Here is a 19,948-nt window from a genome sequence, read left to right as displayed (position 1 = left end):
TTCAGCCGTGGCGTTCCCTGTCCCGCTTTGATGCGGTGTCCGGGCGCATGTCTTTGTTTTCCTTTTTCAGTCTTGCCTTGTGCCGATGGTCATTCGTTATTTTTGGTGGCTGTTGCGGCGGTGTCCCACCTCTTCCCATTCCGAACAGAGAAGTTAAGCCCGTCTGCGCCGATGGTACTGCAATGCAATGCGGGAGAGTAGGGAGCTGCCTGCTTTTTGGTTCCCCGTCCACAGGAAGTGTGGGCGGGGGACTTTTTTGGTGGGGGAGGGAGGTGATAATAGGAGGTGATAGGCAATTATAGGCGGGGATAGGCAATGATAGGAGGTGATAGGTAATGATAGGAGGTGATAGGTAATGATAGGAGGTGATAGGCAATTATAGGCTATGATAGGAGGTGATAGGTAATTATAGAGGTGATAGGAATTTATAGGCGGAGGATAGGGACTTATAGGGGGTGTGATAGGAGACCTTATAAGGAGAGGGAATAAAAGAATATTTACAGGGCGAAAGAGGCATGAGATTGGTGTCTAATTATTTAGATTATTTATTAGTTGTTTTAAAATAGGATAATGGATTTGGTGGTCTCACGTATTTTCCGTATCTTTGCACCCGATAAGAATAAGGATAGCAGTTGCTTGTTGTTGTGGTGATGCTATTCGCTAAGGTATCTAACGGAGCTAAGACTATTGCGTAACTCTTTCTCATAGGCATAGTTGTGAATGGCAGGTTTGTCGTTCAGGTTCCATAAAAAGTATGTTATGGAGAAATTTTTGAAGAATGTTTTATTGCTGATAATGCTTTTTGTCATGAGTCCGGCCTGTGCAGAAAGTAATTCGAATACGGCGGACAATGGCTCGGAATTTGACTGGAGTTCGGTCATGGAAGCCATTATTCAGGTAGAGAGTGAGGGAGACCCCAAAGCCAAGAGTGGCAATTCGGTGGGTGTTATGCAGATTACTCCAGTGCTTGTGACAGAATGTAACAACATTTTAAGGAGCAGAAAGAGTAAGAGACGATATAAACTTTCCGATCGATTCAGCATTGCAAAGTCGAAAGAAATGTTTCTGCTCATCCAATCGAAGTATAATCCGATGAACAGCGTGGAGCGAGCCATCCGTTCATGGAATGGTGGAGTTCACTTCAGCGTGCAGCGCACGCAGCGCTATTTCGAGAAAGTATTGTCTGCAATGAAATAAGGAAAATCAGATGCGAAAATAAGGGACCATTCTCGGCAGAAGCCGAGGATGGTCTTTTCTTTTGAGAGTCAGGACATAATAATATTTAAAAACGGAGGAATTGTTGCCTTATTTTTATATCTTTGTCCGTATGAAGAAAAGAATGTCTGTTCCTATGAAAAGGATGTTGTTAATTTGCTTTTCGCTGTGTGTCGGCATGGCCGGTTATGGCCAGCAGAACCATTATGCCGTGAAGATGGGAGAGTTTTCAAAGATGCGGGCCATAGACAGCACGGATGTTGTGATGTTGGGAGCGGGACTCACAGAGTACGCGGGTGACTGGAATGTGCTACTGCACTGGAAGCGTGTGCGCAATCGTGGCATTGCGGGCGATGACGCCTCGGGCCTGTTCCGCAGGTTGCAGCAGATTCTTGCCGGCCATCCCAAGGCCATATTCCTGATGGTAGGTAGGGATGATATTTTGAATCATTGGAGTGTTGAAGAGACTTATCAGTCCTGTATAAAAATCATTACGTACATTCGCCGGGAGTCGCCCGGTACGCGTCTCTTTGTAGAAAGCAACCTCCCGGTTCATGAAACATTCAGCATGGACAAGTCTGCGCCGACAAACCTCCAAGATAAAACCAACGCGCAGCAGGGTCAATCCAATCCCCTTCAGGGCAAATCCAAAGCGATTGCCGCCCTCAACGTGAAGCTGCGTCACTTTTGCGAGCAGCATGCCATCAGCTATGTGAACCTCTTTAAGAGTTTTGTGCGTCACGGCACCAACGAGTTGCGTCGAGAGCTGACCTTGGACGGCATTCAGCTCTCCGCTCTCGGCTACAAGGTGTGGGCTTTTGAGCTGAAGCGTTATCTCGTGGAACTCGAGGGGCCTAAACCATAGTTTTTCCCACCAATGGCGTGGGCTTATTAAAAATATTTGCTATCTTTGCACGCAGAACAAATTCATTCTATTCATTAAATACAGCACACATGAAACCTACATTGTTACTTCTTGCTGCCGGCATGGGCAGTCGTTACGGTGGTTTAAAGCAGTTGGACGGCTTGGGCCCCAACGGCGAGACCATCATGGATTACTCCATCTATGACGCCATTCAGGCGGGCTTCGGCAAGATTGTGTTCGTGATTCGCAAGGATTTCGAGGAGCAGTTCCGCCAGCAGGTGCTTGCCAAGTACGAGGGGCACATCCCTGCAGAAGTCTGCTTCCAGGCTCTGGACAAGATTCCCGAGGGCCACAACGTGCCCGAAGGCCGCACCAAACCCTGGGGCACCAACCATGCTGTGATGATGGCCAAGAACCTAATCAAGGAGCCTTTCTGCGTTATCAACTGCGACGATTTCTACAATCGTGACTGCTTCAAGGTGATGGGCAAGTTCCTCTCCGAGCTTCCCGAGGGCAGCAAGAACACGTATGCCATGGTAGGTTTCCGCGTGGGCAACACCCTTTCCGACAACGGAACCGTGTCGCGCGGCGTATGCTCCAAGAATGAGGCCGGCCATCTGACCACCTGTGTGGAACGTACAGAGATTGAGCGCAAGGCCGACGGCGTGGTGGCCTACAAGGACGAGAAGGGCGAATGGGTGCAGATTCCCGACACCTGTCCGGTGAGCATGAACGTGTGGGGCTTCACTCCCGACTACTTTGAGCACAGTGATCGCTTCTTTGAGGAGTTCCTGTCGTCTCCCGAGACCAAGGCCAACCCCAAGGCCGAATACTTGATTCCTTGGGTGGTCAACAATTTGGTCAACAACGGCACCGCCACTTGCGAGGTGCTCGATACCACGAGCAAGTGGTTCGGCGTAACCTATTCGGCCGACCGTCCCAGCGTGGTGGCCAAGATACAAGCACTCATTGACGAGGGCGTTTATCCGGCCAAGCTGTTCTAATCAGAGTCACGTTGGCGGCATTGCCGCCAACCATTGATGCAAGGGCTGCATCCGTTGCGCTTACCCAAATGGGAGCGAAGCGGATGCAACCCTTTCTGCTGTACAAGCATTTAGCCCCAGTTTTATGGATGGACGTGGGCACCATACGGGCTTTCATGTGCTCCGTATCCTTTCCTGCACTTGCCGAACTATCCACTATGGCCACCGCGAAAAAGCCCGAATGGCCGGCCCACGGTCTGCAATCTTTTTCGTAACTTTGCAGCCATGATGGATTTGAACTTGCTGACGGCCGAAGAGGCCCACGAGCTCGACGCGCTCATTCGCGCGTCAGAACATATTGTTATTACCGGCCATTCCCGTCCCGATGGCGACGCCCTTGGTGCCTGCCTCGGATGGTATGCCTATCTTTGCGAACATTATGGCAAAGAACCCTTTCTCGCCGTCCCCAATGCCTACCCCGATTTCCTGATGTGGCTGCCCATGAGCGAGCGTATCGTCAGATACGACAAACACCCCGACGAGGTGCAGCGGGCGTTCGACGAGGCCCAGCTCGTGTTCTGTATTGACTACAACGGGCTCAACCGCGTGGAGGCTATGGAGCAGGCTCTGACCGACTGCAAGGCCCCGCGCGTGATGCTCGACCACCATCTCGACCCCACCATCCCCACCCGCCTCACCGTCTCCCACCCCGAACTCAGCTCGGCCTCCGAGGTGGTGTTTCGTGTGATGTGGCAGCTTGGCGGCTTCGATACCCTCTCGCGCAAGTTTGCCATCCCCGTCTATTGTGGCATGATGACCGATACGGGCGGCTTCACTTTCAACTCCACCCGTCCCGAAATCTACTTCATCATCTGTCAACTGCTCACCAAGGGCATCGACAAAGACAAGATTTACCGCAACGTGTACAACAATTACAGCCAGTGGGCCATCCGTCTGCGCGGCTACCTCATGTCGCAGAAACTCAATGTATTCGACGACATCCATGCCTCCTACTACACGATTACGCGACAGAACATGCGCGACTTCCACTACGTGCGCGGCGATGCCGAGGCCCTGGTCAACGAACCCCTGCGCATCCGCGGCATGAAAGTCTCGGTCTCCCTGCGCGAGGACGACCGCGTGGACAACAAGATATGGGTGAGCCTGCGCTCGGTCGACGACTTCTCGGTAGAGGACATGGCGCGCCGCTTCTTCAATGGCGGCGGCCACTTCAACGCCAGTGGCGGCTATCTCGACTGCTCCATGGACGAGGCCGAAAAAATCACGCGCGAGGCTTTTCGCTACTATGCCGATGCGCTGGGTGGCCGCTCGGGGGCTTAATGATATTTATTTTAGTTTTTTGTTTTTTTACGCATTAACTCCTTAGTTTTTTGCTATCTTTGCAGCCAAAACGTGTTCACATGAAGAAACTAACTACCCTCTCTCTGCTCCTGCTGGCCCTCATGGCTTTTATGGGATGCAGGAACGAGGAGACCTATGCCGACCAGAAGAAACGCGCCAACGCCGCCATCAGCAAATACATAGCCGACTCTGCTGTCACCGTTATTTCCGAGGCCGAGTTCCTGCGCGACACCACAACCGACGTGAAAAAGAACGAGTGGGTGCTTTTCGAGTCGTCGGGCGTGTATATGCAGATTGTCCGTCGGGGCTGCGGCGAGCGGCTCAAGAACGGTGAGACGGCCACTGTGCTCTGCAGATACACCGAGCGCAACATGCTCGGCGACTCCATCGAGGCCTCCAATATGCTGACAAGTAGCTTTGCCTCGCTGGTTGACAAGATGTCGGTTACCGACAACTCTGGCACATTCTCCGGCATATTCATTTCCGGTGAGAGCTCGCTCATGCTGGCCCATCGGCTGTCGTCCACGTCCGTTCCCCAGGGCTGGCTGGTTCCTCTGACGTTTATCAACGTGGGCCGTGTGGCCAAGCCCGACGACGAGATAGCCCGGGTACGCATCATCGTGCCTCACGACGTGGGCCACTCCACGGCCACCTACAACGTCATTCCCTATCTCTACGACATCACCTACGAGCGCGGACGATAAGTGTTGCGGCCTTTTTGCCGCGGGTATCGTTCGCCTTGCTCTTTTTAAATAGCATGCCATGACATTAATCAAATCCATTTCGGGCATCCGCGGAACCATCGGCGGTCGCGCCGGCGACACGCTGAACCCGCTGGACATTGTGAAGTTTACCTCGGCCTATGCCACGTTCATCCGCCGCAGCGGCCAGTCGTCAAGCAACAGAATCGTCGTGGGCCGCGACGCCCGTATCTCGGGTTCCATGGTCAGCCACGTGGTCTGCGGCACACTGATGGGCATGGGTTACGACGTGGTCAACATTGGACTGGCCACCACGCCCACCACCGAGCTTGCCGTTCGCATGAGCGGAGCCGAGGGCGGCATCATCATCACGGCCAGCCATAACCCACGCCACTGGAACGCTTTGAAGCTGCTCAACCACGAGGGCGAGTTCTTGACCAAGGCCGACGGCAACGAAGTGCTCGACATTGCCACGCGCGAAGACTTTGATTTTGCCGACGTGGACCACATGGGCAGCTACACCGAGGACGACACTTACAACCAGCGTCACATCGACGCCGTGCTGGCACTCGATCTCGTGGACCTCGAAGCCATCCGCAAAGCCCACTTCCGTGTGGTGGTCGATACCGTGAACTCCGTGGGCGGCATCATCCTGCCCCAGCTGTTCCAGGCCCTTGGCGTGGAGGCCACTTTCCTCAACGGCGAGCCCAATGGCGACTTTGCGCACAACCCTGAACCCATCGAAAAGAACTTAGGCGGCATCATGCAGACCTGTGCCGGGGGCGGCTACGACCTCGGTGTGGTGGTCGATCCCGACGTGGACCGGCTGGCTTTCATTCAGGAAGACGGCCGCATGTATGGCGAAGAATACACGCTTGTCACCGTGGCCGACTATATTCTCGACCATGTGAAAGGTCCCACCGTGAGCAACCTGAGCTCCACGCGCGCCCTGCGCGACGTCACCGAGAAGCACGGTTGCACCTACTATGCGTCGGCCGTGGGCGAGGTGAACGTCACCACCAAGATGAAAGAGGTGGGTGCCGTCATTGGCGGCGAGGGCAACGGCGGCGTCATTTATCCCGAGAGTCACTATGGCCGCGACGCGCTGGTGGGCATTGCCCTCTTCTTGAGCAGCATGGCACAGAAGGGCCTCAAGGCCAGCGAGCTGCGCGCCTCGTTCCCTGCTTACGCCATCGCCAAGAACCGCATCGACCTCACGCCCTCTACCGACGTGGACGCTATACTGCGTCAAGTCAAGGAGAAATACGGCCGCGAGGCTGGCGTGCAGGTGACCGACATTGACGGTGTGAAGCTCGACTTCCCCGACAAGTGGGTGCACCTGCGCAAGAGCAACACCGAACCCATCATCCGTGTCTACAGCGAAGCGCCCACGATGGACGAGGCCGACAGGCTGGGCAAGCTGCTCATGCAGGTGGTCTACGACATGCAGTGATCCTCCGGGCTGCGGCCCATCCCTATACGCCGACGGCAGAATGGTCTTTCCATTCTGCCGTTTTTGTTGTGCGGCTGCGCCGTAATCGCGAGGCCGTTACGCCGTAATCGCCGGGCCATTACGGCGCAAAGGCCATGCGGTTACGGCACGTTCGTTCGACCCCTGTGCCGCCCGCTTCCCGCCATGCCGCCGCCGCGGGGGCTGCATGTTGCCCGGATGGGCATAAAAAGTCGGCTTTTTTCGATGCCAATTGCCCTAAAATGCTTATATTTGCACAGGTAAAGCTATTACACGTTAAACAACCAACATTTCATGGCAACAGTAGACGACAAGAAGATTATCTTCTCCATGGTCGGGGTGTCAAAGATTATCCCGCAGAACCAGAAACAGATATTGAAGAACATTTACCTCTCGTTCTTCTATGGTGCAAAGATTGGCATCATCGGTCTCAACGGCGCGGGCAAGTCCACGCTGATGAAAATCATTGCCGGGCTGGAGCAGCCCACGCAGGGCGATGTAGTGTGGAGTCCCGGCTATACCGTGGGCTACCTGCCCCAGGATCCGCCTCTCAACGAGGCCAAGACCGTGAAGGAGAACGTACAGGAGGGCGTGCAACACATCTACGATGCGCTGAAAGAGTACGACGACATCAACGTCAAGTTCGGCATGGAAGAGTATTACAGCGACGCCGACAAGATGGAACAGCTGATGAAGCGGCAGACCGAGGTGCAGGATATAATCGACGCCACCGACGCCTGGAACATCGATTCCAAACTCGACCGGGCCATGGCCGCCCTGCGCTGTCCGGCCGGCGACACTTCGGTGGAGCACCTCTCGGGGGGCGAGCGCCGCCGCGTGGCCCTGTGCCGGTTGCTGTTGCAGAAGCCCGACGTGCTGCTGCTCGACGAGCCAACCAACCATCTCGACGCCGAGAGCATAGACTGGTTGGAGCAGCATTTGCAGCAGTACGAGGGCACGGTGATAGCCGTAACCCACGACCGCTACTTCCTCGACGACGTGAGCGAATGGATTCTCGAGCTCGACCGTGGCGAGGGCATTCCCTGGAAAGGCAACTACTCGTCGTGGCTCGAGCAGAAGACCACGCGCATGGCCCAGGAGGAGAAGTCGGCTTCCAAGCGTCGCAAGACGCTGGAGCGCGAGCTCGAGTGGGTGCGCATGGCTCCGAAGGCGCGCCAGGCCAAGGGCAAGGCCCGTCTGAACTCCTACGAGCAGATGCTGGGCGAGGAGCAGAAAGATCGCGAGGAAAAGCTGGAAATCTTCATCCCCAACGGCCCGCGCCTGGGCAACAAGGTTATCGAGGCCGTGCATGTGCAGAAGGCTTTCGGCGAGAAAGTACTCTTCTCCGACCTCAACTTCACGCTGCCGCCCAACGGCATCGTGGGCGTGATAGGCCCCAACGGTGCGGGCAAGACCACGCTTTTCCGCCTCATCATGGGCCTCGACCGGGCCGACGGCGGTACGTTCGAGGTGGGCGAGACCGTGAAACTGGCCTACGTAGACCAGCAGCATAAGGACATCGACCCCACGAAAAGCGTGTACGACGTGGTGTCGGGCGGCACCGAGAGTTTCCGCATGGGCGGCCGCGACGTCAATGCGCGGGCCTATCTCTCGCGTTTCAACTTCTCGGGCAACGACCAGGGTAAGCTCTGTGGCGTGCTCTCGGGAGGCGAGCGCAACCGCCTGCAGCTGGCCCTGGCCCTGAAACAGGAGGGCAATGTGCTGCTGCTTGACGAGCCCACCAACGACATCGACGTGAACACGCTGCGCGCCCTGGAGGAGGGTCTGGAGGCTTTTGCCGGTTGTGCCGTGGTCATCAGCCACGACCGCTGGTTCCTCGACCGCATCTGCACCCACATCCTGGCTTTCGAGGGCAACGGCGAGGTGGTGTTCTTCGAGGGCGACTATTCCGACTACGAGATCAACAAGGCCCGTCGTCTGGGCAACGAGGAAATCAAAAAAGGCCGCTACCGCAAGCTCATGGAAGACTGAACCCTGCGTTCCGGCCGGCCGTGACATCCGCCATGGATGCCCCGGCCGGCCGGAATGGCTGATGATAAAAAGCAACACAGCCGACCCTCCTGCGTGCATGCAGGGAGAGTCGGCTGTGTTGCCGTATATGTTCCGTATGCGGTTGACGCTTAGTAGGCGCTCTGGAACTGCTCCAGGAAGCGGGTGTCGTTCTCCGAAAAGAGGCGCAGGTCATTCACGCGGTACTTCAGATTGGTGATGCGCTCCACGCCCATGCCGAAAGCATAGCCCGTGTAGACCTCGGGGTCGATGCCGCAGGCTTCCAGGTCGTGCGGGTCTACCATGCCGCAGCCCAGTATCTCCACCCAGCCCGTGTGCTTGCAGAAGCCGCAGCCCTTGCCGCCGCAGATGTTGCAGGAGATGTCCATTTCAGCACTGGGTTCGGTGAAGGGGAAGTAGCTCGGGCGGAGCCGAATCTTGGTGTCGGGGCCGAACATCTCGCGGGCAAAGGTGAGGAGCACCTGCTTCAAGTCGGTGAAGCTCACGTTCTTGTCCACATAGAGGCCCTCCACCTGGTGGAAGAAGCAGTGGGCGCGGGCCGAGATGGCTTCGTTGCGATACACTCGGCCGGGGCAGAGCACGCGGATGGGCGGCTCGTGGGTCTCCATGTAGTGGGCCTCGTCGCCCGAGGTATGCGAGCGGAGCAACACGTTCTTGGTCACGTCGTCCTTGTTCTGCGAAATGAAAAACGTGTCCTGCATGTCGCGGGCAGGGTGGTCGGCAGCGAAGTTGAGCATGGTGAACACGTGCTTGTCGTCGTCTATCTCAGGTCCGTTGTAGAGCGTGAAGCCCATGCGCTGGAAGATGCTGATGATCTCGTTCTTGACAATGGTGAGCGGGTGGCGCGTGCCGAGGCCGATGGGGTAGGCCGTGCGGGTGAGGTCGATGCTCTCCGTACCGGTCTCGGTGGTCTCTATTTGCTCGCGCAACTCGTTGATTTTGTCGGTGGCTGCCTGCTTGAGTTCGTTGATTTTAATGCCCACAGCTCGCTTCTGGTCGGCGGCCACGTTGCGGAAGTCGGCCATGACGGCGTTGATTTCACCTTTCTTGCTCAGGTATTTCAGCCTAAGCTGCTCGATGTCCTCTGCATTCTTGGCCGAGAGGGCCGCCACTTCCTTGAGAAGTGCTTCTATCTTTTCTAATATCATAATCGTTTGTTGCTTGCTGTGATAGCCGTTTGCAGTTGCTTTTTGCATGGCTTTTCCACGGTGTGCAAAGTTACTAATTTTATCGGAAAAAGTGAACCTATCTAAAAAATAATGTGTAATTTTGCCTTGTTTTATGAACGATTTTATGAGAAAAGTTTTACTATTCGCCGTTCTGTCGGCCGCTCTGCTGACCGTGTTGGTGCCCACGGGGTGTATCCATAAGAAAGCGGAGGCACAGGACTCGCTGCAGGCCGATTCGCTGGCGGCCGACACCTCGGCCGCGGATTCTGCCGAGAGCATCATCTCTGAGACCCCCATGCCCAAGGCGGCCGACGAACTGTTCGACGACTTTGTGTTCAATTTCGCCGCCAACCGCAAGCTGCAATGGCGGCGCATTGTCTTCCCCTTGCCGGTCTACCGCGACGGCAAGCTGGAGAAAAAGATAGGGCGCGATGCCTGGAAGATGGAGCGTTTCTTCATGCGGCAGGAATACTACACGCTCATTTTCGACAACGAGCGACAGAAGAATCTGGTGAAAGACACCACCATCGACCATGTGGTCATCGAGAAAATTTTCTTCCGGCTCAAGACGGTGCAGCAGTTCCTCTTCAACCGGGTGAACGGCGAGTGGATGCTGACATCAATGAATTACAAGCCGATGTACCAGAACCAGAACGCCAGCTTCCTGAAGTTTTACCAGCGGTTTGCCACCGATTCGGCTTTCCAAGTGAGGAGCATGGCCGACGAGGTGCAGTTTACGGCTCCCGACCCCGAGGACGATTTCTCGACCATCAGCGGGGTGATGATGCCCCAGCAATGGCCCGACTTCAAGCCGAGCCTCATCCCCAGTGGCATCATCTACAACATTCTGTACGGACAGAAGTACACGGAATCGGGCAAGAAGATATTCCTCATCCGCGGCATTGCCAACGGTCTGGAAATCGAAATGACCTTCAAGCGGATGAGCGGACACTGGAAGCTGACCAAGTTTAACAGTTGACACCCGCACGGCTACACACCATGAAGACTTATAAGAACTATTCCCTGCTCCGCCACAACACGTTTGGCATAGACCAGCGTTGCGACATGCTGGCCGTCTATGCGTCCGTGGACGATGCCGTGGACGTGGCCCGGTCGTGGGCGGCCACGCGTGGCCCCCTGCTCATTCTGGGCGGAGGCAGCAACCTGCTACTCACGCAGGACTTTCGCGGACTGGTGGCAACACCTGAGAAACGCTTCGACGTGGAGCAGCAAACGGTGCCCAACGATGGCGGCAAGACCCGTCTGCGCTGCTGGGCCGGCACCTGTTTCGACGAGGTGGTGGCCTATGCTGTGGCCCGTGGGCTCTGCGGCATGGAGAACCTGAGCCTCATACCCGGCGAGTGTGGCGCGTCGGCCGTGCAGAACATCGGTGCCTATGGAGTCGAGGCCAAGGACATTATTATTGAGGTGGAGGCCGTGGAGCTGGAGACGGGACGGGTGGTGACCCTTGCCCCGGCCGACTGCGACTATGGCTACCGCATGAGCCGGTTCAAGCGGGAGTGGCGCGACAAGTTCCTGATAACCCATGTCACCTACGAGCTTTCGCGCACGTTCGTGCCGCACCTCGACTATGGCAACATCCGCGCCATACTCGAGTCGGCCCGCGTGGATGCCGGAAACCTGACGGTGGGACAGCTGCGCGAGACCATCATCGGCATTCGCCGTGCCAAGCTGCCCGACCCCGAGGAACTGGGCAATGCGGGCAGTTTCTTCATGAATCCCATGGTCGACGAGCCCACTTTCCGGCGGCTTCAGGCCGAGTTCCCCGGGTTGCACTATTTCGAGGTGCCGGGGCCCGAGGGACGTCTGGGCTACAAGATACCGGCCGGCTGGATGATCGAGCAGTCCGGCTGGAAAGGCAAGTCGCTGGGACGGGCCGGTGTTTATGACAAACAGGCCTTGGTATTGGTGAACCGTGGCGGGGCCACGGGGGCCGAGGTGGTGGCTCTGATGGAGGCCATCCAGCAGGATGTGGAGCGCAAGTTCGGTCTGCACATCCAGCCCGAAGTAAATATCAAATAGAGAAAGGCAAAGCATTGAAAATCAGATTTATCGGTACAGGAACATCGAATGGCGTCCCAGTGTTGGGCTGCAACTGCGAGGTGTGCCGGAGCACGGCCCCTCGTGACAAGCGCATGCGCGCGGCGGCCTTGCTCGAGACCGCCGACACGCGCATTCTCATCGACTGTGGGCCCGACATCCGCATGCAGCTGTTGCCCCAGGAATTTCGGCCGATAAACGGTGTGCTGCTCACCCATGAGCACTACGACCACACCGGGGGACTGGACGATTTGCGCCCGTATTGTCGGTTTGGCGACATCAACATCTATGCTAATGCGCAAACCGTGAAAGCCGTGCGCCACAACTTCCCCTATTGTTTTGCCGACCATCTGTATCCCGGTGTGCCCCGTTTCAACCTGCATGCCGTGGAGAAGCATGTGCCTTTCAGGGTGGGCGGCATAGAGGTGACGCCCATCGAGGTGATGCACGGCCGGCTGCCCATCCTGGGCTATCGCTTTGGACCGCTGGCCTATATCACGGATATGAAGACCCTGGCCGACGAGGAAATGGAATGGCTGCGGGGAGTGAAGACGCTGGTTGTTAATGCCCTGCGCTGGGAGAAACCTCACCACAGCCACATGCTCATCCCCGAAGCCATCGCCTTTGCCCAGCGCGTCGGGTCGGAGCATACTTATTTTACCCACCTCACTCACCTCATTGGGCTGCACAGCGAGGCCTCCCTCCAGTTGCCACACGGCGTAGCATTCGCCTATGATGGGGAGGAAATAGAAATAAATATATAAAATGGAAGTAAAGGTAACGGTCAACAACGACGGAGGCACGGTGACGGCCTACGAGGAAGGGACCCAAGTAGGGCAACTCGACTTCGTGTTCATGCAAGGCGGCTTGTCCATCGAACACACCAGAACATTCAAGGGACATGAAGGCAAGGGCGTGGCCGGTGACTTGGTACAGGCCGCTACCGACTACGCGGTGGACCACAATCTGAAAGTCAGGCCCTTGTGCTCGTATGCGGAGGCTTGGTACGAGCGTCATCCGCAATACAGTGGCATGCTGGTGTGATGCGCTGTGGCAAGTGCATTTGACGAGATGAAAGAAATAAAAACATGAAGTGATAAGCCATGAAAGAGTTTAGAACCATGCGCCGCAAGCGCCAGTTGCTTTCAGAAGAAGAGAGCATTAGAATATTGAACAATGCAACTTCGGGCGTGTTGTCGCTCATGGGGGATGAGGGCTATCCGTATGGAGTGCCCATCAGCCATGTCTATCATGAGGGCAAACTCTATTTCCACTCGGCCCTGAGAGGGCACAAGATAGATGCCGTCAGGAACAATTCGCGGGCATCTTTTACGGTCATTGCGGCAGATGAGGTTCATCCGGAAGAGTTCACCACCTATTTTCGCAGTGTCATCTGCTTTGGACAGGTGCATGTCATCGAGGACGACGGGGAGAAGATGCGCACCATCCGGCTGCTCTCGGAACGCTACAACCCCGGCGACGAAGAGGGATTCCAGCATGAAGTGCAGAAAGACTTCAAGCACATGTGCATGATTTGTTTCGACATAGAGCACCTCACCGGCAAGGAAGCCATTGAGTTGGTAAGGGCTAAAAGCGGCAAGTAGGGATGCGAACAAATCAGGAACTGGAATGGAAAACGCTGGAGACGAAATATCTCATCAAGCGTAAGTGGCTGACAGCCAAGGTCGAGAAAGTGGAACTTCCCGATGGTCGTGTCCATGACGAGTATTACACGCTGGAGTATCCCGCGTGGACCAATGTGATTGCCATAACAAAAGACGGCGAGATGATTTTGGAACGCCAGTGGAGGCATGGGCTGAAGGTGGTTTCGACAGAGATTCCTGCCGGAGTCGTGGAGGAGGGCGAGGAGCCCATGGAGGCGGCCAAGCGCGAACTTCGGGAGGAGACAGGCTTCGGCGGGGGCCAATGGACGGAGTTCATGGTCTCATCGCCCAATCCGGGTGCGATGAACAACCGATGCTATACTTATCTGGCAGAGGGTGTGGAGCGAGTGTCGGGCACGCACCTTGATGCCACGGAAGATATGGATGTGTTTCTTTGCAGCAAGGCCAAAGTGCTTGAAATGCTTGTGGCGGGCAAGTTCTGCCAGGCCCTGATGCTGGCTCCGCTCTGGAAATATTTTGCAACGAACAAATGACTCCGCCCTATGAGTCTCCAAGATATGGGGTGCATCCATTAAGCGAGTGGTAAGAAAATAAAAGGTGTGTCACTGCAAACAACCGGAGTTGATATGCAGTGACACACCCTCAATAGGAACGAAAGCAAGGCGCCCCAGGTTTTTCTGGCAACGGCTGCTTACCCCAAATACTTGATCAGGAGCTTGGCATAGCCGCTCTCGCGCAGCTTCACGATGCTCTTTTCGCGAATTTGACGGACGCGTTCGCGCGTGAGTCCAAGCTGGTCGCCAATCTCTTCGAGCCCTTTCTCGTGGCAGCCTATGCCGAAACATTCGCGGACAATGGTAATCTCCCGGTCTTTCAGCACATTGCGAAGAACGGTGTCAAGTTCCTTGGCCATGCTCTCATAGTCCACCTGTTTGTCAGTACGGCTGTCGTCGCCAGAGGAGAGCACATCGGCCATGCTGTTGTCGTCGTCCTCCTGAAAAGGGGCGTCGATGCTCATGTGATGGTTGTCGGCCTTGATGGTCTGGTCTATCTTGGCCTCGTCGATATTGGTCAGGTTGGAGAGTTCCTGCACCGAAGGGCGGCGCTGGTTCTTCTGTTCAAACTTTGAAATCTCGGAATTGATTTTGGACAGGGCGCCTACTTGGTTGAGCGGCAGACGCACAATGCGGCTCTGCTCGGCGATGGCCTGCAGGATGCTCTGGCGTATCCACCATACGGCATAAGAGATGAATTTAAAGCCACGCGTCTCGTCGAACTTCTCGGCAGCCTTGACAAGTCCGATGTTGCCCTCGTCAATCAGGTCGGTCAGACCAAGTCCTTGATGCTGATATTGCTTGGCCACAGAAACCACAAAACGGAGATTGGCCTTGACAAGCTTCTCTTTGGCCCGTTCGCCCTCGCGTCCTCCCTTGCGGATGGCCTGGGCTAACTCGATCTCCTCATCTACCGTAATCATGGGCACACGGCCAATTTCTACCAAGTATTTGTCCAGAGCTTCGCTGGAACGGTTCGTAATGCTCTTCTGAATTTTAAGTTGACGCATGTTTTTGTTTCCTTATTGCAATAATGTGCACTAATACCTTATATTACCTGAATAACTTGCCCGACAGGGAAAAGTCGTGCAAAGGTACGAAAAGAAATGCTTGAACGGCGTTTTTTAACGAATTTTAATTGGAACAAAAAACCTTATCCTCAACGGCTATACATCGCGCCGCTGGAGCAATACTACATTCTCTACATGGGGAGTATGGGGGAACATGTCGACCGGCTGCACGGCTGTCACTCGATAATCGGCATCGAGCAAAGACAGGTCACGGGCTTGGGTGGCCGGATTACAGCTGACGTAGACAATTCGTCGCGGGGCTGCTCCAAGAATGACATTGACCACATCGGGGTGCATGCCGGCCCGTGGCGGGTCGGTGATGATAATGTCGGGACGGCCATGCTCCCGGACGAAGTCGGGCGTGAGGATATTTTTCATGTCGCCGGCATAGAACTCGGTGTTGTCGATGTGGTTGATTTGGCTGTTGATGCGTGCGTCTTCGATGGCCTCGGGTACATATTCGATACCGATGACCTTGCGTGCCCAATGGGCCACAAAGTTGGCAATGGTGCCCGTGCCGGTATAGAGATCATAGATGAGCGGGGAGTGTTGCGAATCTGCTGTGGTGTCTGGTGTTGATTCGGGCATAAAGCAAAAGTCGCGGGCCACGCAATAGAGGTGGTAGGCCTGCTCGGTGTTGGTCTGGTAGAAACTCTTGGGCCCCACTTTGAATTTCAGGTCTTCCATGGTTTCGTAGATGAAGTCGGTGCCTTTGAAAGTGGTGACTTCCAGATCGCCGATGGTGTCGTTGCCTTTCTGATTGTCCACATAGATAAGCGAACTGATTTGGGGAAACCGGTCGGCAAGATGCTGCAGCAGTTGGTGGGCCCGGTGCTCGTCGCCCGCCTCGTCGTAGTGGAACTGCACCAGTAGCATCCACTCTCCCGTGTTTGAAGTGCGGAACATCAGGCTACGTAGCAATCCCCGCTGAGCCCGCACGTCGTAAAAGGTCATGCCCGTTTCCTTGGCATAACGCTCTGTCTCGTTGCGTATTTCATTATGCAGGTCGTCCATGAGCCAACATTTGCGAATGGGATAAATCTTGTCAAAGGCTCCGGTGATGTGGAACCCGATGGCAGAATTGTCGTTTGTGGCCAAATCAAGGTTGTGGTCCCGTAACTCTTCATGCGTAAACCACCGCTTGTTGCAGCAGCCAAACTCCAGTTTATTGCGGTATTCCAGCGTCTTCACGGAGCCCATGATATTGCGGAAAGGGGGCAAGTCCACCTTGCCGATACGTGAGAGCTGGTCGAACACCTGTTGCTGTTTGGCTTGGAGTTGGGTCTCATAAGGAAGATTCTGCCACTTGCATCCGCCACAAATGCCAAAGTGCTCGCACGCGGGAGTGGCACGTATGCTGCTCGGCGTGACCATCCGCTCCACGCGGCCCTCACCATATCGGTGCTTTTTCTTGGTAAGCTGTACGTCGACCACGTCGCCGGGCACACAGAAAGGCACGAATACCACCAGGTCTTCATGGTGGAAGAGACATTTGCCCTCTGCAGCAATGGTCTCGATGGTGACATTCTCAAGTAGTGGTAATTTCTTGTTCTTTCTGCTCATCTTGTTCTGTTTTGACCGCAAAGTTAGCGATTAAATGCGAGATAGACTATGGACATACTAAGAAATGTGGATAATTTGACTTGGTGGTTCCCCTTGTGAGAACAGATGGAAATCGATTTGTTTGCGGTAACAAATAATTTTGTCAACTCGACATGGCATTTCTTGGAAAAAAGTTTGGGGAATAGTTTTTAAAGTGTTATCTTTGCATAAAGGAATATATTAACTTAAAACAAATAAGATTACCTGTTCAAGACTATGAGTGAAAAAAGAGTTTATCTCTTCGGAAACGGCAAGGCGGAAGGCAAGGCCGACATGAAAAATCTGCTCGGCGGAAAAGGTGCCAACCTGGCAGAAATGAATTTGATAGGTGTACCCGTGCCTCCTGGCTTTACGATTACAACCGATGTATGTAACGAATACTTTGAAAAAGGCAAGGAAGAAGTTGTAGCACTTCTTAGGGAAAGCGTTGTGAATGGCGTGAAGCATGTGGAACAGCTCATGGGGCTGAAGTTTGGTGATGCCACCAATCCGCTTCTCATGAGCGTGCGGTCGGGTGCCCGTGCTTCCATGCCTGGTATGATGGACACCATTCTGAACCTGGGTCTGAACGACGAAGTGGTGACAGGCTTGGCCAAGAAAACCGGCAACGAGCGTTTTGCTTATGACAGCTATCGCCGTTTCGTGCAGATGTATGGCGACGTGGTGCTGGGCATGAAGCCGTTGAACAAGGAAGACATTGACCCGTTTGAGGCCATCATCCAGAAAGTCAAGGCACAGCGCGGCATTCATCTCGACAACGAGATGAGCGTGGACGAGCTCAAGAGCTTGGTGGTGCTCTTCAAAGAAGCCATCAAGGAACAGACTGGAAAGGAGTTCCCCAACGACCCGATGGAGCAGCTTTGGGGAGCCATCTGCGCCGTATTTGACAGCTGGATGAACGACCGAGCCATCCTCTATCGGAAGATGGAGGGGATTCCGCAGGAGTGGGGTACGGCGGTCACCGTGATGGCCATGGTGTTTGGCAATATGGGCAACACTTCGGCTACTGGCGTATGCTTTAGTCGTGATGCCGCCACGGGTGAGAACCGCTTCAATGGTGAGTATCTGGTCAACGCCCAGGGCGAAGACGTAGTGGCCGGCATTCGCACGCCCCAGCAGATTACACGTGAAGGTTCGTTGCGTTGGGCTGCCCAGCAAGGAATAGAGGAAGAGGTACGTGTCTCGAAGTATCCTTCGATGGAGGAAGCCATGCCAGAAATATTCCAGCAGTTGAACGACTTGCAGGAGAAGCTCGAGAATCACTACCACGACATGCAGGATATGGAGTTTACAGTTCAGGAAGGTAAGTTGTGGTTCCTCCAGACCCGCAACGGAAAGCGCACAGGGACAGCTATGGTGAGGATAGCCATGAACTTGCTTCACGAGGGACAGATTGACGAGAAGACGGCCCTGCTCCGCTGTGAACCCAATAAATTGGATGAGCTGTTGCATCCGGTATTTGACAAAGAGGCACTGGCCCAGGCCCATGTGCTGACACGCGGCTTGCCTGCTTCGCCGGGTGCGGCTTGCGGTCAGGTTGTGTTCTTCGCCGATGACGCGGCTGCCTGGCATGCCGAGGGCCGTCAGGTGGTGATGGTTCGTATTGAGACTTCGCCCGAAGACTTGGCCGGCATGAGTGCAGCAGAGGGTATTCTGACGGCACGCGGCGGCATGACGTCGCACGCAGCCGTGGTAGCCCGCGGCATGGGCAAATGCTGTGTGAGCGGTGCTGGCGCCATCAATGTGGACTATAAAAGCCGCACGGTGGAGATAGACGGAACTGTACTCAAGGAGGGAGACTACATCTCGCTGAACGGTTCGACGGGTGAAGTGTATGCCGGCGAGGTAAAGACACGTCCCGCCGAGGTGACCGGTGACTTTGCCGAACTGATGAAGCTCTGTAGTAAATACTCGAAACTTGTCGTGCGTACTAATGCTGACACCCCGCATGACGCAGAGGTGGCCCGCAATTTTGGTGCCGTGGGCATCGGCTTGTGTCGTACAGAGCACATGTTTTTTGAGAATGAGAAGATTAAAGCCATGCGCGAAATGATTCTGGCCGACACGACCGAGGGCCGCGAACGCGCGCTGGAGAAGCTGCTTCCCTATCAGAAGCAAGACTTCTACGGCATTCTCAAGTGCATGGACGGCATGCCCGTCAACATTCGTCTGCTCGACCCGCCCTTGCACGAATTCGTGCCGCACGACCTCGCTGGCCAGGAAATCATGGCTCAAGAGATGGGCGTAAGCGTCAAGAAGATTCAGGATCGCGTCCAGTCACTCAGTGAGCACAATCCCATGCTCGGTCTTCGTGGCTGCCGTTTGGGCAACACTTTTCCTGAAATTACGGCCATGCAGACGCGTGCTATCCTCGGTGCTGCCGTACAGTTGAAGAAAGAAGGCTACGACCCGCATCCCGAAATCATGGTGCCTCTCGTGGGTATCGTCAATGAGCTCGACGCTCAGGAGCGCGTGATTCGCGACACAGCACGCAAGCTCTTTGCCGAAGAGGGAGTATCCATTGACTTTAAGGTGGGCACCATGATAGAGATTCCGCGTGCTGCCCTCACTGCCGATAAGATTGCCGTGAAAGCCGAATATTTCAGCTTTGGTACCAATGATTTGACGCAGATGACCTTTGGTTACAGCCGTGACGACATTGCCAGCTTCCTGCCTTCTTATCTGGAAAAGAAGATTCTCGACGTGGATCCTTTCCAGGTTCTCGACCAGAACGGTGTTGGACAGTTGGTACAGATGGCCGTCAAGAAAGGGCGTTCTGTGCGTCCTGACCTCAAATGCGGTATCTGTGGCGAGCATGGCGGCGAACCCTCTTCCGTGAAGTTCTGCCATCATGCCGGCCTCAACTACGTGAGCTGCTCACCTTTCCGCGTACCCATTGCCCGTTTGGCTGCGGCGCAGGCAGCTGTGGAAGAATAGGGAAAAACTCTCTGTCATAAATTTGGCGGGAGCTGAGGTCATCAAAGACAGGCCTCAGTTCCCGCTTTTTGTATGGTTGTCTTTTCTGGATTTCTGAGCGGAATGTAATGTTTGGAATATAATTTGCATTTCTTTTTCGGCTTTCCCGTGAGCATAAAAAAGGCGGAAATCCTTTGTAAAAAGGCTTTCCGCTTGGTTTAATGAGTGACCCCGGCGGGACTCAAACCCACGACACTCAGAACCGGAATCTGATGCTCTATTCAACTGAGCTACGGGGCCATGGTATCATTCGGGTGCAAAAG

Annotated in this window: 17 protein-coding genes, 1 tRNA gene and 1 rRNA gene; 15 read left to right on the top strand and 4 right to left on the bottom strand. The window is 55.0% G+C overall.

The window, feature by feature from the left end:
- The first annotated feature begins 101 nt into the window (after window positions 1-101).
- The 8 genes from rrf to ettA all read left to right on the top strand — a co-directional run bounded on the left by rrf (window position 102) and on the right by ettA (window position 8,589).
- Window positions 102-214, top strand: a 5S ribosomal RNA gene (rrf, locus tag L888_RS0108540).
- A gap of 545 nt (window positions 215-759) precedes the next feature.
- Window positions 760-1,197, top strand: a complete 438-nt coding sequence (locus tag L888_RS0108535) for a lytic transglycosylase domain-containing protein (protein WP_015298397.1) — start codon at window positions 760-762, stop codon at window positions 1,195-1,197.
- A 130-nt stretch (window positions 1,198-1,327) separates the two neighbouring features.
- Window positions 1,328-2,080: a GDSL-type esterase/lipase family protein gene (locus L888_RS0108530; RefSeq protein WP_245594849.1), complete on the top strand. Its 753-nt coding sequence runs from the start codon at window positions 1,328-1,330 to the stop codon at window positions 2,078-2,080.
- A gap of 89 nt (window positions 2,081-2,169) precedes the next feature.
- Window positions 2,170-3,084 carry a glycosyltransferase family protein gene (locus L888_RS0108525; RefSeq protein ID WP_027952589.1) on the top strand — a complete coding sequence of 305 codons (915 nt, stop codon included), beginning with the start codon at window positions 2,170-2,172 and terminating at the stop codon, window positions 3,082-3,084.
- A gap of 267 nt (window positions 3,085-3,351) precedes the next feature.
- Window positions 3,352-4,404 carry a DHH family phosphoesterase gene (locus tag L888_RS0108515; RefSeq protein WP_027952587.1) on the top strand — a complete coding sequence of 351 codons (1,053 nt, stop codon included), beginning with the start codon at window positions 3,352-3,354 and terminating at the stop codon, window positions 4,402-4,404.
- Between the two features lie 80 nt (window positions 4,405-4,484).
- Entirely contained in the window at window positions 4,485-5,129 is a 645-nt protein-coding gene (locus tag L888_RS0108510; protein WP_005843698.1) for a DUF4827 domain-containing protein, read from the top strand.
- 58 nt (window positions 5,130-5,187) lie between these two features.
- Window positions 5,188-6,579: a phosphoglucosamine mutase gene (glmM, locus tag L888_RS0108505; RefSeq protein ID WP_027952586.1), complete on the top strand. Its 1,392-nt coding sequence runs from the start codon at window positions 5,188-5,190 to the stop codon at window positions 6,577-6,579.
- Window positions 6,580-6,891: 312 nt separating this feature from the next.
- Window positions 6,892-8,589, top strand: coding sequence for an energy-dependent translational throttle protein EttA (gene ettA, locus L888_RS0108500; RefSeq protein WP_027952585.1), 1,698 nt, complete (start codon window positions 6,892-6,894; stop codon window positions 8,587-8,589).
- A 149-nt stretch (window positions 8,590-8,738) separates the two neighbouring features.
- Here the strand turns inward: ettA and pheS are convergent, their stop codons facing one another.
- Window positions 8,739-9,776, bottom strand: coding sequence for a phenylalanine--tRNA ligase subunit alpha (gene pheS / locus L888_RS0108495; RefSeq protein WP_027952584.1), 1,038 nt, complete (start codon window positions 9,774-9,776; stop codon window positions 8,739-8,741).
- A 145-nt stretch (window positions 9,777-9,921) separates the two neighbouring features.
- Between pheS and L888_RS0108490 the strand changes: the two genes are divergently transcribed.
- The 6 genes from L888_RS0108490 to L888_RS0108465 are packed head-to-tail and all read left to right on the top strand — an operon-like array spanning window position 9,922 to window position 14,016.
- Window positions 9,922-10,776 (top strand): DUF4348 domain-containing protein, encoded by an 855-nt coding sequence (locus L888_RS0108490; protein ID WP_027952583.1) that lies wholly within the window; start codon window positions 9,922-9,924, stop codon window positions 10,774-10,776.
- Between the two features lie 20 nt (window positions 10,777-10,796).
- Window positions 10,797-11,840 carry a UDP-N-acetylmuramate dehydrogenase gene (gene murB, locus L888_RS0108485; RefSeq protein ID WP_027952582.1) on the top strand — a complete coding sequence of 348 codons (1,044 nt, stop codon included), beginning with the start codon at window positions 10,797-10,799 and terminating at the stop codon, window positions 11,838-11,840.
- Between the two features lie 14 nt (window positions 11,841-11,854).
- Window positions 11,855-12,622 carry an MBL fold metallo-hydrolase gene (locus L888_RS0108480; protein WP_027952581.1) on the top strand — a complete coding sequence of 256 codons (768 nt, stop codon included), beginning with the start codon at window positions 11,855-11,857 and terminating at the stop codon, window positions 12,620-12,622.
- A 1-nt stretch (window position 12,623) separates the two neighbouring features.
- Window positions 12,624-12,902 carry a GNAT family N-acetyltransferase gene (locus tag L888_RS0108475; protein WP_005843686.1) on the top strand — a complete coding sequence of 93 codons (279 nt, stop codon included), beginning with the start codon at window positions 12,624-12,626 and terminating at the stop codon, window positions 12,900-12,902.
- 59 nt (window positions 12,903-12,961) lie between these two features.
- A complete protein-coding gene (locus tag L888_RS0108470; RefSeq protein WP_005843684.1) occupies window positions 12,962-13,462 on the top strand; it encodes a pyridoxamine 5'-phosphate oxidase family protein in 501 nt (166 codons plus the stop codon).
- 2 nt (window positions 13,463-13,464) lie between these two features.
- A complete protein-coding gene (locus tag L888_RS0108465; protein WP_005843682.1) occupies window positions 13,465-14,016 on the top strand; it encodes an NUDIX hydrolase in 552 nt (183 codons plus the stop codon).
- 158 nt (window positions 14,017-14,174) lie between these two features.
- Here the strand turns inward: L888_RS0108465 and L888_RS0108460 are convergent, their stop codons facing one another.
- Both L888_RS0108460 and rlmD read right to left on the bottom strand, forming a co-directional pair.
- Window positions 14,175-15,047 (bottom strand): sigma-70 family RNA polymerase sigma factor, encoded by an 873-nt coding sequence (locus L888_RS0108460; RefSeq protein WP_005843681.1) that lies wholly within the window; start codon window positions 15,045-15,047, stop codon window positions 14,175-14,177.
- Window positions 15,048-15,203: 156 nt separating this feature from the next.
- Window positions 15,204-16,670, bottom strand: a complete 1,467-nt coding sequence (gene rlmD, locus L888_RS0108455) for a 23S rRNA (uracil(1939)-C(5))-methyltransferase RlmD (protein ID WP_027952580.1) — start codon at window positions 16,668-16,670, stop codon at window positions 15,204-15,206.
- Between the two features lie 255 nt (window positions 16,671-16,925).
- Here rlmD and ppdK point away from each other — a divergent pair, with 255 nt between their 5' ends.
- Entirely contained in the window at window positions 16,926-19,646 is a 2,721-nt protein-coding gene (gene ppdK / locus L888_RS0108450; RefSeq protein ID WP_005843678.1) for a pyruvate, phosphate dikinase, read from the top strand.
- A 205-nt stretch (window positions 19,647-19,851) separates the two neighbouring features.
- Here ppdK and L888_RS0108445 read toward each other — a convergent pair.
- Window positions 19,852-19,925, bottom strand: a tRNA-Arg gene (locus L888_RS0108445).
- Window positions 19,926-19,948 lie beyond the last annotated feature (23 nt).

Origin of the sequence: Hallella seregens ATCC 51272, from assembly GCF_000518545.1 — a bacterium.
GTDB classification, from domain to species: domain Bacteria; phylum Bacteroidota; class Bacteroidia; order Bacteroidales; family Bacteroidaceae; genus Prevotella; species Prevotella seregens.
This window is presented reverse-complemented; position numbering and strand designations above follow the sequence as displayed.

What these genes read in the sequence shown, in the direction of transcription:
- L888_RS0108535 (WP_015298397.1), top strand. Translation starts at nt 760, where the DNA reads ATGGAGAAATTTTTGAAGAATGTTTTATTGCTGATAATGCTTTTTGTC.
- L888_RS0108530 (WP_245594849.1), top strand. Translation starts at nt 1,328, where the DNA reads ATGAAGAAAAGAATGTCTGTTCCTATGAAAAGGATGTTGTTAATTTGC.
- L888_RS0108525 (WP_027952589.1), top strand. Translation starts at nt 2,170, where the DNA reads ATGAAACCTACATTGTTACTTCTTGCTGCCGGCATGGGCAGTCGTTAC.
- L888_RS0108515 (WP_027952587.1), top strand. Translation starts at nt 3,352, where the DNA reads ATGGATTTGAACTTGCTGACGGCCGAAGAGGCCCACGAGCTCGACGCG.
- L888_RS0108510 (WP_005843698.1), top strand. Translation starts at nt 4,485, where the DNA reads ATGAAGAAACTAACTACCCTCTCTCTGCTCCTGCTGGCCCTCATGGCT.
- glmM (WP_027952586.1), top strand. Translation starts at nt 5,188, where the DNA reads ATGACATTAATCAAATCCATTTCGGGCATCCGCGGAACCATCGGCGGT.
- ettA (WP_027952585.1), top strand. Translation starts at nt 6,892, where the DNA reads ATGGCAACAGTAGACGACAAGAAGATTATCTTCTCCATGGTCGGGGTG.
- pheS (WP_027952584.1), bottom strand. Translation starts at nt 9,776, where the DNA reads ATGATATTAGAAAAGATAGAAGCACTTCTCAAGGAAGTGGCGGCCCTC.
- L888_RS0108490 (WP_027952583.1), top strand. Translation starts at nt 9,922, where the DNA reads ATGAGAAAAGTTTTACTATTCGCCGTTCTGTCGGCCGCTCTGCTGACC.
- murB (WP_027952582.1), top strand. Translation starts at nt 10,797, where the DNA reads ATGAAGACTTATAAGAACTATTCCCTGCTCCGCCACAACACGTTTGGC.
- L888_RS0108475 (WP_005843686.1), top strand. Translation starts at nt 12,624, where the DNA reads ATGGAAGTAAAGGTAACGGTCAACAACGACGGAGGCACGGTGACGGCC.
- L888_RS0108470 (WP_005843684.1), top strand. Translation starts at nt 12,962, where the DNA reads ATGAAAGAGTTTAGAACCATGCGCCGCAAGCGCCAGTTGCTTTCAGAA.
- L888_RS0108465 (WP_005843682.1), top strand. Translation starts at nt 13,465, where the DNA reads ATGCGAACAAATCAGGAACTGGAATGGAAAACGCTGGAGACGAAATAT.
- L888_RS0108460 (WP_005843681.1), bottom strand. Translation starts at nt 15,047, where the DNA reads ATGCGTCAACTTAAAATTCAGAAGAGCATTACGAACCGTTCCAGCGAA.
- rlmD (WP_027952580.1), bottom strand. Translation starts at nt 16,670, where the DNA reads ATGAGCAGAAAGAACAAGAAATTACCACTACTTGAGAATGTCACCATC.
- ppdK (WP_005843678.1), top strand. Translation starts at nt 16,926, where the DNA reads ATGAGTGAAAAAAGAGTTTATCTCTTCGGAAACGGCAAGGCGGAAGGC.